The 14,702-nt window shown below is 70.6% G+C and carries 14 protein-coding genes; 9 read left to right on the top strand and 5 right to left on the bottom strand.

Features of this window, described 5'->3' with window-relative positions:
* Positions 1–18 precede the first annotated feature (18 nt).
* The 3 genes from BWO91_RS01250 to BWO91_RS01240 form a co-directional block, all read right to left on the bottom strand.
* On the bottom strand, positions 19–1,206 hold the full coding sequence (locus BWO91_RS01250) for a cobalamin-independent methionine synthase II family protein (RefSeq protein ID WP_079000672.1): 1,188 nt from the start codon (positions 1,204–1,206) through the stop codon (positions 19–21).
* A gap of 46 nt (positions 1,207–1,252) precedes the next feature.
* Entirely contained in the window at positions 1,253–1,456 is a 204-nt protein-coding gene (locus BWO91_RS01245; RefSeq protein ID WP_124768057.1) for a hypothetical protein, read from the bottom strand.
* 169 nt (positions 1,457–1,625) lie between these two features.
* Positions 1,626–2,183, bottom strand: coding sequence for a GNAT family N-acetyltransferase (locus tag BWO91_RS01240; RefSeq protein ID WP_079000670.1), 558 nt, complete (start codon positions 2,181–2,183; stop codon positions 1,626–1,628).
* Between the two features lie 53 nt (positions 2,184–2,236).
* Here BWO91_RS01240 and BWO91_RS01235 point away from each other — a divergent pair, with 53 nt between their 5' ends.
* The 8 genes from BWO91_RS01235 (at position 2,237) to BWO91_RS01200 (ending at position 11,257) form a co-directional block, all read left to right on the top strand.
* A complete protein-coding gene (locus BWO91_RS01235; protein WP_079000668.1) occupies positions 2,237–2,524 on the top strand; it encodes a hypothetical protein in 288 nt (95 codons plus the stop codon).
* A 62-nt stretch (positions 2,525–2,586) separates the two neighbouring features.
* Positions 2,587–3,315 (top strand): alpha/beta hydrolase, encoded by a 729-nt coding sequence (locus tag BWO91_RS01230; RefSeq protein ID WP_079000666.1) that lies wholly within the window; start codon positions 2,587–2,589, stop codon positions 3,313–3,315.
* A 139-nt stretch (positions 3,316–3,454) separates the two neighbouring features.
* On the top strand, positions 3,455–4,807 hold the full coding sequence (locus BWO91_RS01225) for a purine-cytosine permease family protein (protein ID WP_079000664.1): 1,353 nt from the start codon (positions 3,455–3,457) through the stop codon (positions 4,805–4,807).
* Positions 4,808–4,888: 81 nt separating this feature from the next.
* The gene (locus tag BWO91_RS01220) at positions 4,889–6,442 is read left to right on the top strand and encodes a hydantoinase/oxoprolinase N-terminal domain-containing protein (protein WP_064295392.1); all 1,554 of its coding nucleotides are present in this window, start codon (positions 4,889–4,891) and stop codon (positions 6,440–6,442) included.
* On the top strand, positions 6,439–7,542 hold the full coding sequence (locus BWO91_RS01215) for a DUF917 domain-containing protein (RefSeq protein ID WP_079000662.1): 1,104 nt from the start codon (positions 6,439–6,441) through the stop codon (positions 7,540–7,542). Before BWO91_RS01220 ends, BWO91_RS01215 begins: the two co-directional genes overlap by 4 nt.
* Positions 7,539–8,687, top strand: a complete 1,149-nt coding sequence (locus BWO91_RS01210) for a DUF917 domain-containing protein (RefSeq protein WP_079000660.1) — start codon at positions 7,539–7,541, stop codon at positions 8,685–8,687. The genes BWO91_RS01215 and BWO91_RS01210 overlap by 4 nt, the downstream gene beginning before the upstream one ends.
* 9 nt (positions 8,688–8,696) lie before the next feature.
* Entirely contained in the window at positions 8,697–9,752 is a 1,056-nt protein-coding gene (locus tag BWO91_RS01205; protein WP_079000658.1) for a DUF917 domain-containing protein, read from the top strand.
* Positions 9,749–11,257: a PucR family transcriptional regulator gene (locus BWO91_RS01200; RefSeq protein WP_079000656.1), complete on the top strand. Its 1,509-nt coding sequence runs from the start codon at positions 9,749–9,751 to the stop codon at positions 11,255–11,257. The genes BWO91_RS01205 and BWO91_RS01200 overlap by 4 nt, the downstream gene beginning before the upstream one ends.
* A 73-nt stretch (positions 11,258–11,330) precedes the next feature.
* Here the strand turns inward: BWO91_RS01200 and pdxY are convergent, their stop codons facing one another.
* Positions 11,331–12,179, bottom strand: a complete 849-nt coding sequence (gene pdxY / locus BWO91_RS01195) for a pyridoxal kinase PdxY (RefSeq protein ID WP_079000654.1) — start codon at positions 12,177–12,179, stop codon at positions 11,331–11,333.
* A 170-nt stretch (positions 12,180–12,349) separates the two neighbouring features.
* Here pdxY and BWO91_RS01190 point away from each other — a divergent pair, with 170 nt between their 5' ends.
* Complete coding sequence (locus BWO91_RS01190; protein ID WP_064295398.1) at positions 12,350–13,360, top strand: diacylglycerol/lipid kinase family protein; 1,011 nt, start codon at positions 12,350–12,352, stop codon at positions 13,358–13,360.
* 11 nt (positions 13,361–13,371) lie between these two features.
* Here the strand turns inward: BWO91_RS01190 and BWO91_RS01185 are convergent, their stop codons facing one another.
* Entirely contained in the window at positions 13,372–14,700 is a 1,329-nt protein-coding gene (locus BWO91_RS01185) for an MFS transporter (protein ID WP_079000652.1), read from the bottom strand.
* Between the last annotated feature and the right edge of the window lie 2 nt (positions 14,701–14,702).

The following is a 14,702-nucleotide window of genomic DNA, read 5'->3' as shown; positions in this document are numbered from 1 at the left end:
CGACGCCGAACCGAGGACTCAGGCGCCGAACAGCCGCTTCGACGCGACCGCAGCGCCCTCGACGAGCGCACCGAGCTTCGCCCACGCGACGTCGGTCGCGACGAACTCGTAACTCGCGAAGGTGGAGAGCCCGCAGTCGGTGCCCGCGATGACGCGCGTCGGATCACCGACCGCTTCGGCGACCTCCACGATGCGGTTCGCGATGACCTGCGGGTGCTCCAGGTAGTTGGTGGTCACGTCGACGACCCCCGGGATGAGGAGCGCGCCCTCGGGGAGCGGATGCTCGCGGAACGCCGGCGCCTCATGCTGGTGCCGCGGGTTGCCGAGCGGGATGCTGAACGCACCGACCCGTGCCCGGTATAGGTGCGGGAGGAGCACGTCGACCGGGACGTCGTCCTGGTGTGGGCCCTGCCAGTTGCCCCAGCAGACGTGGAGCCGGACCTGCTCGCGGGGGATGTTCCGGATGGCGTGGTTGAGCGCGTCGACGTGCAGGTCCACGGCCGCGAGGAACTCCTCGAGCGTCGCGTCACCGAACTGGATGACCCGCTCCATGGCGAGGTCCGGGGCGTCGAGCTGCAGGACGTGACCTCGGGCGACGATCGCCTCGTACTCGATCCGCAGTTGCTCGGCGAGCGCGAACACGTAGGCGCGGTCGTCGCCGTAGAAGGGGTTCGCGGCATCGAGCAGCAGCGTGGTCGACACGATTCCGGGCGTCGCCGCCGAGAAGAAGGTGCCGGCAGGTGTGCGTCCCTGGTCCGCCTGCACGGCGAGCTCCCGCTCGAAGCCGTCCAGATCGGCGGTGATGCCGGCGAGCGTGGGGTCGTACACGAGCTGCCCCTGAGCCATCGGCGGATCCCACACCCGCGCGACGTCCGCACCCTCGACGATCTGCTTCGCCTGGAACGCCGCATAGTCCGGGAATCGCACGGAGTCGAGCGTCGGCTTGCGGTGTCCTGCACCGCCGAACCCCTCGATGCGTTCGAGGACGTAGGTCGAGAACCCGACGCGAGGGACCTCGCCGTCGTTGATGAGATCGAGACCGGTGGCGAGCTGCGCGGCGACCGTCGAGGCCACCGCATCTGCCGTGACCTCCTCCAGCTCGGCCACGTCGAACGGCCGCCGCTGGTCGCGCGCCACGAGCAACCGGGTCAACTCGGGCGTGCGCGGCAGGCTCCCGGCGTGCGTGGTCAGGATGCGGTCGGTCATGCGTGAGCTCCTCGGTGCGTGGCGCAGGTCGATGTGGACGGCACGCTCACGCCATGCAGGGAGCCCACTCCTGGTTGGAGAGTTCCCGCTGCTCGTTCTCGGTCTGCAAGAGCCAACCGGTCTTCGTCGCGCCTCGGTACTGTCCGCTCACGAGGTCGGCGCACCAGGACCGACCGTCGAAGGCCCACCGGACGAAACTCGCCTCACTCCCCTTGCGCAGGAGCGGGCGTTCGCGTTCTACCTGACTCATGTGTTCCATCTCGACGGTGGCTGACATATCTTCCAACCGTATCGAGGAATGCAGTCGGTGAACAGACTGCGCACGCTCCTTGCGTTTCACGGCCACTTGCCCGAAAATACCCGGTCGCGCCCGGAAGTGGCGTCCTTCGAGATGCTCGGAGAGCGAGCGCAACGATCGTTCAGCCCACGAACACGCGGAGCGCCTCGTCGCTGAGCGCCCGGTCGGCGAACACGAGGCGCACGGCATCGGGATCCGGGTTGCCCGCGTCGGGGCCACGCCAGACGACCTCCAACCCCGCGCGTTCGGCAGCCCGTCGTGATCCCTCGTTGTGCTCCAGGAGGAACGCCACCACGGGCAGATCCGGTGCCGACGCCGATGCCGCGGCTCGCGCGGCCGCGATGAGCTCCTGTGCGTACCCGCGCCCCCAGGCCGCGGGCGCCAGACGGTAGTAGAGGTTCCAGGCGAGCCCTCCCCGCAGGCTCGGGCCACCGATGCCGACCAGGGCACCCGTCGTGGTGTCGCGCGCCACCCACACGTCGAGGCCGTTCGCCTCCCAGCCGGCCTGGTACCGCTCGATCAGGTCGCGGGTCTCGGCGAGCGCCGTGTGTCGGGCGGACGGCAGGTGCGTCCAGACCGCGGGGTCGGCATGGAGCTCGTGGAGCTCCGGCAGGTCGCGCTCGGTGGGGCGGGCGAGCGTCAGTCGTTCCGTCAGGGTCGGCGGCGTCGCGTCGGTCATGCCTTCCATTCTGCGGTCTGGTCGACGGCTGCCCCACTCGATACCCTGAGCCCATGGCTGCGAAGAACGAACCGATCTCGGCGCGCGCGTGCGCGATCCTCAGTATCGCCATCGCCGCGTTCTCCATCTACCTCGTCGCCGCGACGGCGAGAGACGGCGGTTCATGGACGTTCTCGGTGCTCGCCTGCTTCGTGCCGCTGCTGTTCGCCGCCCAGGGCATCAGGATGAGTCGCCAACCCGGAGCGCCCTGGCCCACCTTCAGCCTCATCGGGTCGATCGTCGGCGGAGCACTCGGACTCGTGTCGTTCGCCGCGTTCGCCTGGTTGCTCGTGCACTCCTGAGTGCAGCGACGCAGCGCGGCGTCGCCGCGTAGAGTCGTCCCCAGCGCCGACGGAGGAGGGCTATGCGACTGCACGTCGAGGAACACGGTCACGGACCGGTCCGGATCGCCCTCATCCACGGGTTCCTGGCCGACGGGGCCGCCTGGACCGACGTCGTCGCAGCGTCCGACCCGGAGCGGTACACGTTCCTGCTCGTCGACCTGCGCGGTCACGGCTCCAGCCCACGCGCCGATCGCACCCGGGGTGAGCGGTACGACATCGCCTCGCTGGCGGCCGACCTCGTCGAGACGTTGCCGACCGGCCTCGACGCGATCGTCGGCCATTCCCTCGGCGGGCGGCTCGTCATCGACATCGTCGGCCCCCTCCGCCCGGCGCACGCGATCTATCTCGATCCCGGGTTCGGCCTGAAACTGCCGGGCCGAGGCCTCGGCGCACGACTGTTCTGGAGCATCCCCGGGCTGCCGCGGCTCTTGGCCTGGCTGTACGACCGCACGGATCCCGCGACGGGTCCCGCGAACGTCGCGCTCGCCGAGGCCGCCCATGCCGCGTGGGACCGCTCGATGGTCGCGGAGGTGCTGCAGGACGTCGCAGCGAGTCCGGTGACCCCGGCGGCGCCGACCGTCCCCTCGACGCTGGTGTTGTCGGACGACGCGAAGCTCGTCCTTCCGAGCAGCCACGTCCCTCGCTACGAACAGCTGGGCTGGACCGTCACGCGGTTCCCGGGGATCCGCCACGACATGGCGGCGCTCGACGGGGCACGGACCTTCGAGGTGATCCAGGCCTCGCTCTGAGCGCCAGCGGACAGGAGCACTTGTGCAGAGTGCCGGTTCGAGGATCGAATTCCTGCATCATGCACATTCTGCTGCGGGCGGCCCGTCAGTAACGTTGCCGCCACCCGCACCGCTCCCTCCCCCACTTCTGGAGACCAGCATGGCTCGCATGGCACACGCAGACGACTTCGCCCTGTCCCGCGTCCGTCCCGACGCACAGAAGCCCTGGTTCGGCATCGCCGTCCAGCGCTTCGGACAGGTGTCGGCCCTGTCCCAGTTCCTCCTCGGCGCCACCCTCGGCTACAGCATGACCTTCGGTGAGGCGTTCCTCGCCCTGCTCCTCGGCTCGATCATCCTCGAGGTGATCATGTGCATCGTCGGCATCATCGGCCAGAAGGAGGGCCTCAACACCGCCCTCCTCGCCCGCTGGACCGGCTTCGGAGAGGTCGGGGCCTCCCTCGTCGGACTCGCGATCGGCATCAGCCTCATCGGCTGGTTCGGCATCCAGAGCGCGATCTCCGCCGAATCGCTCGACGCCCTTCTCCCCGGCTTCATGCCGGTCTGGGCCTGGAGCCTCATCTTCGGCCTCGCCGTCACCGCCATCGTCGCCTACGGGTTCAAGGGCATGCAGTGGCTCGCGAACATCACCGTCCCGCTGTTCCTCATCCTCGTCGGCTGGTCGATCATCAGCGAACTCACCCAGCACGACTTCATGGAACTCGTCACCGGCCCGGCACCCGGCCCCACCATGAGCGTCTGGGCCGGCACCGGCATCGTCGCGGGCGGCCTCATCGTCGGCGCCATCATCACCGCCGACATGACCCGCTTCAACCGGTCCCGCGCCGACGTCATCAAGCAGACCGTCGTCGGCGTCTCGCTCGGTGAGTTCGTCATCGGCCTCTCGGGCGTCCTGCTCGCCCACGCCGCCGCCTCTGGCAACGTCGTCGCGATCGTGACGTCCTCGGTCGGCCTCATCGGCCTCATCATCGTCATCACCGGGACGCTCAAGATCAACGACTGGAACCTGTACTCGTCGACGCTCGGCCTGGTCAACTTCATCTCGACCGCGTTCGGCAAGAACCTCAACCGCGTGACCACCACCATCGTGCTCGGTGTGGTCGGCTCCATCCTCGCGGCGGTCGGCATCCTCGGGCAGTTCTCCGGCTTCCTCATCATCCTCGGCGTCGCCTTCCCGCCCATCGCCGGCATCATGGTCGCCGAGTACTTCATCGTGAAGCGCTGGCGCGGCGAGCTCGACGAGACGCGCGCCTCGGGCCGCCTCCCCACGACCGCCCCGCGCATCGTCCCGGCGACCATCATCATCTGGGCCGTGTCCGCGATCACCGGCTACTTCGTCACCTGGGGCATCCCCGCCGTCCTGTCGCTCATCCTCTCGATGGTGCTGTACATCGCCGCCGGCAAGCTCGGCCTGGTCCGAGGTGTCGGCGTCGCCCACACCTCGCAGATCGAGGCGGATGTGACGACGGACAGCCCCGCCACCGCCTCGAGCTGACCCGGGGGACGCCCGTTCCACCCCGTCAGACCGTTCCACCGCACACCGCTCCACCGCACCAACAGAAAGCGAACCCCTCATATGCACATCGGTATCGATGTCGGCGGCACCAACACCGACGCCGTGCTCATGGACGGCACCACCACCCTGGCGGCCGTCAAGCACGCGACCACCCCGGACGTGACCGACGGGATCGTCCAGGCGATCGGCGAACTGCGGAGCGGCCACCACTTCGACGGTGATCAGATCACCGCGGTGATGATCGGCACGACGCACTTCATCAACGCCCTCGTGCAGGCCAAGCGGCTCGCACCCACCGCGGCACTGCGGCTCGGGCTCCCGGCGACCCGCGCGTTGCCGCCCCTCGTGGACTGGCCGGCCGAGCTCGTCGAGGCGATCAGTGCACGCAGCTACCTCGCGCACGGCGGCTACGAGTTCGACGGACGCCCCATCTCGCCGATCGACCCCGACGAGCTGCGGGCACACGCCGAGGACATGCGTGCGAACGGCATCCGCTCCGTCGCGATCTCCTCCGTCTTCAGCCCCGTCAACCACGACCTCGAGGTCGAGGCGGCGCGGATCGTCGGCGAGGTCCTCGGCCCGGACGTCGCCATCTCGCTCTCGCACGAGATCGGGCGCATCGGCCTCCTGGAACGCGAGAACGCGACGATCATCAACGCAGCCCTGCGCGAGCTCGCCTCGGAGATCGTCGATGGGCTCACCGCCGCCGTCCGGAAGCAGGGCATCGAGGCGCCCATCTTCCTCAGCCAGAACGACGGCACGCTCATGGACGAGGACTACGTGCGCCTCTACCCGGTCGCGACCTTCGCCTCAGGCCCCACCAACTCGATGCGCGGGGCGGCACTGACGAGCGGACTCGCGACCTGCGCGGTCGTCGACATCGGCGGCACCACGGCGGACATCGGGCTGCTCATCAACGGCTTCCCTCGCGAGACGGCGAACGAGGTCAAGGTCGCCGGCATCCGCACCAACTTCCGCATGCCCGACGTCCTGTCCATCGGGATCGGCGGCGGCAGCATCGTCGACGAGGAGACCGCCGAGGTCGGGCCGGCGTCCGTCGGGTACAAGCTCATGACCGAGGCCCTCGTCTTCGGCGGCAGCACCCTCACGGCGACGGACATCGCCGTGGCCGCCGGTCGCGCGTCGATCGGTGACGCGTCGAAGGTCGCGCACCTCGACCCGGCCTTCGTGGAGCGCGTCCTCGAGCGGATCGGCGAACGCATCGCCGAGGCCGTCGACCGCATGCGGACCTCCCCAGAGCCGATCCCCGTGGTGGCGGTCGGCGGCGGGTCGATCCTGCTCTCCGACGAACTCCCCATCTTCGGCGCCGTCCACCGGCCCGACAACTACGCCGTGGCCAATGCCATCGGTGCTTCCATCGCGCAGGTCGGGGGCGAGATCGACAAGGTCTACGCCATCGAACCCGGCCGGCGTGAGGAGGCGATCGCCGAGGTCCGTGCCGAGGCGATCGACAAGGCGATCGCGGCCGGCGCCTCCCCCGCGTCGGTCGCGATCGTCGACTTCGACGAGGTCCCGATCCCCTATCTCCCGGGGAACGCCACGCGCATCCGGGTGAAGGCCGTCGGCGACCTCGACATGGGAGGCCTCCGATGAGTTGGACCATCTCGGCCGAGCTCATCCCCGGCCTCGCCCGTGGCGCGGCCGTCCTCGGGACCGGCGGCGGCGGCGACCCGTACATCGGCGCGCTCCTCGCCGCGCAGGCGCTCCGCGAGCACGGCGACGTCACCGTCGTCACCCTCGACGAGGTCCCCGACGACGCGCTCGTCCTCACCGTCGCGATGATGGGCGCCCCGACCGTCATGGTCGAGAAGCTGCCGAGCCTCACCGAGGTCGTCGCACCGGTCCACGCCCTCAGCGCGTCCCTCGGTCGCCCGGTCACGCACATCGCGTGCGCCGAGGTCGGCGGCGTGAACTCGACCATCCCGATCGCCGCGGCCGCAGCGCTCGGACTCCCCCTCATCGACGCCGACGGGATGGGGCGGGCCTTCCCCGAGCTGCAGATGGTGCTCCCGACCCTGTACGGGATCGACGCCTCCCCGCTCGCGTTCAGCGACGAGAAGGGGAACACGGGCGTCCTCACGACCGTCGACAACAGCTGGACGGAACGCATCGCCCGCGTCGCCTGTGTCGAGATGGGCTGCTCGGTCATGATCTCCGGCTTCCCGATGTCCGGTGCGCAGGCGCGCGAGGCGCTCGTAGCCGATTCGCTGTCGCTGTGCCGCGAGATCGGCGACGGCATCGAAGCGGCCCGAGCCGAGAAGGCCGACCCTGTGGATCGGACCGTGCGGCTGCTCGGCGGTCGCGAGCTGTTCTCCGGCAAGGTCGTCGACGTCGAGCGCGCGACCACCACCGGGTTCGCCCGCGGTCGAGCCCGCATCGACGGCGTCGACGCGAGCCTGGAACTGTCGTTCCAGAACGAGCACCTCATGGCGGCACTCGACGGCGTCACCCTCGTGACGACGCCCGACCTCATCATGGTGCTCGAGCACGATTCCGGCGAGCCCATCACCACCGAGGGGCTCCGCTACGGGCAGCGCGTCCGCGTGATCTCGGCACCGAGTGACGACCGCTGGCACAGCCCCGAGGCGCTCGCGATGGTCGGGCCGGGGTACTTCGGGTACGAGGTGCCGTCGCACCGCTTCGACGGCACAGCCGAGACGCCTGCGCCTGACTCGCCGGAGGTCGCCGCATGAGCTGGACGCTGACCGCGGACGACCTGCCCGACCTCGCCCGAGGCGCCACCCTCCTCGGGACCGGCGGCGGAGGCGACCCGTACATCGGCATGATGCTCGTGAAACAGGTGCTCGGCGACCGCTCCATCACGATCCTCGACCCCGACGAGCTCGCCGACGACCTCTTCGTCATCCCCACCGCGCAGATGGGCGCTCCGACGGTCATGGTCGAGAAGATCCCGGCCGGCTTCGAACCGACCCTCGCCCTACGGACGCTCGAGGAGCACCTCGGGCGCACCGCCGACGCGACCATGCCGATCGAGTGCGGTGGCATCAACTCGATGATCCCGCTCATCGTGGCCGCCGAGACCGGGCTGCCGGTCGTCGACGCCGACGGCATGGGCCGGGCCTTCCCGGAGCTCTCCATGGAGACCTTCGCGGTCTACGGCGTGCACGGTTCGCCGCTCGCCATCGCCGGGGAACGCGGCGAGCGCGTGATCATCGACACCGGCGACGACGACCGGCAGATGGAGTGGTTGGCGCGCGGCATCGCGATCCGCCTCGGCGGCGTCGCCCACATCGCCGAGTACGCGATGAGCGGGGCGGACGTGCGCCGCACCGCGGTACCGCGGACGATCTCGATGGCGCTGGCCCTCGGCCGGGCGATCCGGATCGCCCGCGAGGAACACCGTTCGCCGTTCGCCGCCATCGCCGACACCCTGTCCACGACGCTCTACTCCCACGTCCGGGAGCTGTTCGTCGGGAAGGTGGCCGACGTCGAGCGCCGCACCACCGAGGGCTTCGCCAAGGGCACGGCCGTCATCTGGTCGGCCGACCCGTCGAGCTCCGAACGCCTCGAGATCTCGTTCCAGAACGAGAACCTCATCGCCCGATGGAACGGCGAGGTCGTCGCGATCGTGCCGGACCTCATCTGCATCGTCGACCACGAGACCGCCGAGCCGATCACCACGGAGGGCCTCCGCTACGGCCAACGCGTGCGGGTCCTCGGGATCTCGACGCCGGCACTCATGCGCACGCCGGACGCACTGCGCGCGTTCGGGCCGAGCGCGTTCGGGCTCACGGAGCCGTTCGTCCCGGTCGAGGGCGAGGCGGCGGCTGCGGAAGCCGCGGATACGTTCGCCGCGGGTCAGGCGGTCCGAGCCTAGGCTGAGGGCATGCCGACCCTCCTCGAGCGCGATCGCCTCCCCGCCCTGGCGACGGGGTTCGCGATCCTGGGCTCGGGAGGTGGCGGCGCGACGACGATGCTCGAGCTGGCGCTCCGCGACGAGCGCGCCTGGCCGTTCGACCTCCACAGCGTCGACGACCTCGACCCGGAGACCCCGTGTCTCGCCGTCGGCTTCGTCGGTTCCACGATGCTGCTCAGCGAGCGCCTCCCCGGCACGGATCCGTTCGGGCGGCTGATCGGAGCTGCGGAACGCTGGCTCGGACACCGTATCCCGGCCATCTGCTCGCTGGAGGGTGGCGGCGTCAACGGACTCACCCCCTTCGCGTTCGCCGCGGGGCGGACCATCGTCGACGCTGACCTGACCGGACGTGCCGTCCCCTCGCTCGACCAGATGTCGATCCTCGTGGACGAGGTCCCGGGCATCGTCGTCACCTGCGACACCGGTGCCGGCGGGGTCGCCCTCGTCGAGACCGAGCGGGCCCTCGACATCGAACGCGTCGTCCGCGCGGCGATCGTGCAGGCCGGTGGGAGCGGCGGCATGGTGTTCGCGGGCTTCACGGTCGGCGACCTCCGAGCGCACGCCATCGTCGGGAACGCCGCCCGGGCACTCGAGCTGGGCGGAGCGTTCCTCGCGCGGATCGACGGCCCGCTGACCGCACTGGCCGAGTCGCTGGGTGGACGGCTCCTCGCGGAGGGTCGGGTCAGCAGCATCGAGCCGGACTCACGGGACCCGCACGTCCTCACCTTCGGGATTGACGGGAGCAGTGGCGCGCTGCACCGCCTCGTCGCCCGCTCCGAGACGCTCGCGTTCATGACGGACGGACGACTCGAAGCCGCCGCGCCGGACCTCATCGTCGTGGTCGACGCGGTCTCCCGGGACATCCTCGAGGTCACGGCGTTCTCGATGGCGAGGCACGTCGCCGTCATCCGGGTCGACGGTCCGGACTGGTGGTCCGGCTCCCCGGAGCGACTCCGCCATGTGCTCCCGTCCGCCTACGGCCTGGACGAGCTCGACGAGGTCCGAACCGACGAGGTCCCGGCATGAGCGATCGCCTGCAGCTGGGCGCGCTCCTCGCCCACCCCGACAATGGTGGCGTGCGGCTCGTCGCCGGCCCGGCCGACGCCAATTGGGCCGGCGTGGTGGTCGAGACGAACGAGGCGGCCCTCCCCGAGGACGGCGCCGGTCGACTCGCCGTGGTGACCGGCGTCCCACCCACGAGGCCGTGGCAGCAGGATGCGCTCGTCCGTCGCACCCGGGATCGTGGCTTCCTCGCCCTGGCGATCCCGGAGGCCGACGGCTTCGGCGCGGGGACGCGCGCGCTCGCCGACCGACTCGGCTTCTCGCTCCTGCACGTCGACCGACCGATGCTGCTCGCGAAGGCGTGTTGGCAGCTCGTCGAGGCCCGCGACTCCCTGACCCTCGGGTACGTCCGCAAGGTCGCGCAGTCCATCGAGTACCACGCCGAGGGCCTCGCCGACCTGCTCCGCCACCTCTCGACGAGTATCGGCCACGGGATCGCCCTCATCGACGGTGAGGGGGTCCTGCTCGAGGCCGGCGGGCGGCTGCCGTCCGAGGTGCACGCGGCGATCGACTTCGGCCCCTGGGTCGACCTGACGAAGGCCGGGCGTAGCGCGGCGGCATCGGTCCGGGTGGACAGCCCGAGTCGGGAGGGCCTCCGGGTCGCGTTCTTCGGGGACGGACTCGACGACCGACAGCTGAGTGCGCTCGCGGTCGCCGCCGAGGTCGCCATGCCCGCCGTCGCGGCGCGGATCCTCATCGACGAGGTGGCCGAGGTCAGTGACGCGTCCGTGTCGTCCGGCGTCCTGCGGGACTTCGTGGACCTCCGAGGCCGCCCCGACCCCGACGTCGAACGTCGCATGCTCGAGCGGGGCTGGCGGACGACCGGCTACCACCTCGCGTTCCGCATCGTCGGCCGGAGCCGGGTGGACGCCCTGCAACTCCTCCGCTTCGTCACCGGCGCGCTCGGTCGGATCGCCGTGGACTCCCACGCGACGACGAGCGGGCGCGGGGTGAGCGGTTGGCTGACCTTCGCCGAACCGCCGGAGCCGCCGCAGATCGAGCGGTACATCGCCGCGCTCCGCGACCTGCACGTTGAGGCGCGGCGCTCGTTCAACGTCGCGACGGCCGTCGGGTCGCTGGCGAGCGGATCGGCGGGCTTGACGTCGTCACTCGGGGAGGCGTCCGACGCGGTGCGCATCGCCGCGAACCGGTCGACGACGGGCTGGTTCGTGCGGGTGGATGGCCTCGGCCTGGAACAGCTGCTGCTCGCGTGGACCGGCAACGACACCTTCGTCCCGGCGGCACGCTCGCTCCTCGCCCCGTTGCAGACCGGCAACGGCGAGCTGCTGACGACGCTGTCGGCCTACCTCGACCACGAGTCCGCGGTCGCGCCGACGGCGGCCGCACTCGGGCTGCACCGCAACACCGTCGCGACGCGGATCACTCGCGCGCAGGAGCTCCTCGGCGTCGACATGGCGGACCCGGAGGTGCGCCTCGCGCTCCACCTCGCCTGCCGCGCCGTGCGGTGAGCGTGGGTCGCTGAGTCGCCCAGAACTGCACGGAGATCGCCCGGATCCGAACAGATCCGGGCGACTCAGCGGCTCAGACCGCCGTCGCGGTGAACTGCATCCGCGGGTTCGCGTAGAACTCCTGTGCCTCGACGAGCTGCAACTCGCGCTGGCCCGAGCGGTACGTGAGCTCGACGAGGTCGAACACACTCGACGCCGTGCGCTCCAGGGCGAGCTTCGCGTCGCGGGTCTCGCCGTAGTGCGCGGCGAACAGCGCCGCCGTGACGTCACCGGAACCGTTCGCCTTGAACGGCAGCAGCGGCGTCTGGACGATCCACCGACCGGCGTCGTCCACGACGAGCATCTCGATCGTCTCGGGGTCGCGGTCGGGACGCTCGACGCTCGTCACGAGGACGACCGACGGGCCCATCGCGCGGGCCAACTCGACCGACGCCAACGTGGACTCGAGCGAAGCGGGCTCGGTGCCCGTGAGGAAACCCAGCTCGAACTGGTTCGGCGTGATGATGTCGGCGTTCGGCACGACGCGGTCGCGCAGCAGGTCGGGGATCTCCGGGGCGACGAAGCAGCCGGACTTCGCGTTGCCCATGACCGGGTCGCACGCGTACAGCGCCTCGGGGTTCGCCGCCTTGACGCGCTGCACCGCATCCACGATGACGTCGCCGATGCCGACGCCGCCCTGGTAGCCCGAGAGCACGACGTCGATCTGCGGGAACGCTCCGCGCTCCTCGACACCCGTGATGACCTCGCCGACCTGCTCGGGCGAGATGAGCGGGCCGCGCCACGCGCCGTACCCGGTGTGGTTCGAGAAGTTCACCGTGTTGACCGGGATCACCTCGACGCCGATGCGCTGGAGGGGGAACACGGCCGCGGAGTTGCCGACGTGCCCGTAGGCCACGGCTGACTGGATGGAGAGGATCTTCACGATGTCGCAATCACGATGGGGAGGCCGCCGCGGACACTGCGTTCGTGGCGGGCATGGACGGTGCCTGCAAGGACTCAACGATACTCTTCCGCCGCCTGCAGAACCCACGTGCCACGTCAACCCACGGACCGGATCCCCCTCGCGCCTGCCTCCGCTCCTATGCTGATCGGATGACGACACCTGAGAGCACGACCGCGCCGAGCGACACGACGGCGACCAAGATCGCCGCCGTCATCTACAACCCCGTGAAGGTCGACCTCGACGTGCTCCGCGAATCGGTCGAACGGTCCGCCGCCGATGCGGGCTGGGGCGAGTCGCTCTGGTTCGAGACGTCGGTGGAGGATGTGGGCCAGGGCGTCACCGCCGAGGCGATCGCCGCGAAGGTCGACCTCGTCATCGCGGCCGGCGGCGACGGCACGGTCCGCGCGGTCTCGGAGGCCCTGCGCGGGAGCGACATCCCTCTCGCGTTGCTGCCGTCCGGCACCGGCAACCTGCTCGCGCGCAACCTCGACCTCACCCTCAACGACCTGCCCGGCTCCGTCATCGCGGCGTTCACCGGCGAGGACAAGGCGATCGACCTCGGTGTCATCGACATCGAGCGCGCCGACCACTCACGCGACCGCCACGTGTTCGTCGTCATGGCCGGCATGGGCATCGACGCGAAGATGATCAAGAACACCGACGACGACCTCAAGGCGAAGGCCGGCTGGGCCGCCTACGTCGACGCGATCGTGAAGTCGCTGCGCGATCCGGACGAGCTGCACCTCCGGTTCCGGATCGACGACGAGCCGCAGGTGCGCGCCACCGTGCACACCGTCATCATCGGCAACTGCGGCTCGCTGCCCGCCAACATCCTGCTGCTGCCGGACGCGGTCGTCGACGACGGACTGTTCGACCTCATGTTCATGCGCCCCGGTGGGATCCTCGGCTGGATCCGCATCTGGGCGAAGGTCGCGTGGGTGAACGGTGTCCTGCGACGGACGAAGACCGGCCGGGCGTTGGCCGGCAAGAAGAAGGACGACGACGACCTCCAGTACGGCACGGCGAAGCGGTTCGTCGCCCGGATGTCGAAGCCGGAGGAGATCGAACTCGACGGCGACGGCTTCGGTAAGGCCATCGCGATCAACACCTGGATCGAGCCGGGTGCCCTCACCGTCCGCGTTCCGGCCGCAGCGGAGTAGCTCGCGCGCCCTCAGCTCACCGCTGTGCGTGGGGTGACCCGCCGGGCCCAGAGCAGCACGGGGATGAGCAGGAGGGCCAGCACGCCTCCCGCGATCGACAGCGCGCCGTAGCCGACACCCGCCATCACGACGCCGGACATGACGCCGGCTCCGGCACCGGCGAGCGCGATGAGGACGTCGAGCGTGCCCTGGGTGCGTGCCCGGTTGGCGGGCACCGTGTGGTCGACGACGAGCGCGGTGCCCGCGATGAGCCCGAAGTTCCAGCCGAGTCCGAGGAGGGCGAGCGCCAGGATGAGGAGGCCGAGCGAGTCCGCCGGCGCGAGTGCTCCCGTGACACCGGCGAGCAGGAGGGTCACGCCGGCGGCGATCGCCATCGGGGTGCGGCCGATCCGGTCGACGAGGACACCGGTCACGAGCGAGGGGAGGTACATCGCGGCGATGTGGATCCCGATCACGAGTCCGACCTCGCCGAGGCCGTGGTGGTGGGCGCGCATGTGCACCGGGGTCATGGTCATCACCGCCACCATGGCGATCTGCGTGACCACCATGACCGCGGCGCCGACGTAGGCACCGACGCCGGGACGCGGGCGTGCGGCGGTCGTCGGAGATGCCTGCTTCGACCCCGCCTGCTCCGCGGCGGTCTGCTCCACCTCCAGCTGCGCGAGCTCGGCGTCGAGACGGCGGGCGAGGAGGAACGGGTCGGGTCTGAGCAGCACGAGCAACGCCGTCCCGGCCGCGACGTAGGCGACCGCGGCGAGCAGGAACGGCCCGGCGAGCGACGGCAGTCCGAGGCCGGTCGCGAACGCCCCCAACGGCTCGACGAGGTTGGGTCCGGCGACGGCGCCGAGTGTCGTCGACACCATCGCGACGCTGATCGCCGAACCACGTCGGGCCGGGGTCGCGAGGTCGGTGCCGGCGTAGCGCGCCTGGAGGTTGGTGGCCGTGCCAGCGCCGTAGACGAAGAGCGACAGGAAGAGCAGCGGCACCAGTGCGGTGGTGGCGGCCACGACCACTCCGATCGCACCGACGCCGCCCGCCGCGAATCCGAGTCCGAGCCCGATGCGCCGGCCGAGCCGCTGGGTGACGCGCCCGACGAGGAAGGCGGTGAGCGCGGAGCCGAGGGTGAGGAGCGCGGCTGCGACGCCCGCGAGGCTCATGCTGCCGAGGACGTCCTGCACGAGGAGCGCCCCGACCGTCACCCCGGCGGCGAGACCGGCGCCGCCGAGGACCTGGCTGATGACGACGACCGTGAGTGTCCGCCGCTGGACGCGGGCTCGCTCGGCGGCGATGGCAGCTCTGGCGTCGGAATCCCGGGAATCGCTCTCTCCGCGCTCGCCCATGC

Source organism: Plantibacter flavus, from assembly GCF_002024505.1.
GTDB lineage: Bacteria > Actinomycetota > Actinomycetes > Actinomycetales > Microbacteriaceae > Plantibacter > Plantibacter flavus_A.
This window is presented reverse-complemented; position numbering and strand designations above follow the sequence as displayed.

Bases quoted from the DNA above. Each gene is read 5' to 3' on its own strand.
- BWO91_RS01250 (WP_079000672.1), bottom strand. From the start codon at position 1,206: ATGACCGACCGCATCCTGACCACGCACGCCGGGAGCCTGCCGCGCACG.
- BWO91_RS01245 (WP_124768057.1), bottom strand. From the start codon at position 1,456: ATGAGTCAGGTAGAACGCGAACGCCCGCTCCTGCGCAAGGGGAGTGAG.
- BWO91_RS01240 (WP_079000670.1), bottom strand. From the start codon at position 2,183: ATGACCGACGCGACGCCGCCGACCCTGACGGAACGACTGACGCTCGCC.
- BWO91_RS01235 (WP_079000668.1), top strand. From the start codon at position 2,237: ATGGCTGCGAAGAACGAACCGATCTCGGCGCGCGCGTGCGCGATCCTC.
- BWO91_RS01230 (WP_079000666.1), top strand. From the start codon at position 2,587: ATGCGACTGCACGTCGAGGAACACGGTCACGGACCGGTCCGGATCGCC.
- BWO91_RS01225 (WP_079000664.1), top strand. From the start codon at position 3,455: ATGGCTCGCATGGCACACGCAGACGACTTCGCCCTGTCCCGCGTCCGT.
- BWO91_RS01220 (WP_064295392.1), top strand. From the start codon at position 4,889: ATGCACATCGGTATCGATGTCGGCGGCACCAACACCGACGCCGTGCTC.
- BWO91_RS01215 (WP_079000662.1), top strand. From the start codon at position 6,439: ATGAGTTGGACCATCTCGGCCGAGCTCATCCCCGGCCTCGCCCGTGGC.
- BWO91_RS01210 (WP_079000660.1), top strand. From the start codon at position 7,539: ATGAGCTGGACGCTGACCGCGGACGACCTGCCCGACCTCGCCCGAGGC.
- BWO91_RS01205 (WP_079000658.1), top strand. From the start codon at position 8,697: ATGCCGACCCTCCTCGAGCGCGATCGCCTCCCCGCCCTGGCGACGGGG.
- BWO91_RS01200 (WP_079000656.1), top strand. From the start codon at position 9,749: ATGAGCGATCGCCTGCAGCTGGGCGCGCTCCTCGCCCACCCCGACAAT.
- BWO91_RS01190 (WP_064295398.1), top strand. From the start codon at position 12,350: ATGACGACACCTGAGAGCACGACCGCGCCGAGCGACACGACGGCGACC.
- BWO91_RS01185 (WP_079000652.1), bottom strand. From the start codon at position 14,700: ATGGGCGAGCGCGGAGAGAGCGATTCCCGGGATTCCGACGCCAGAGCT.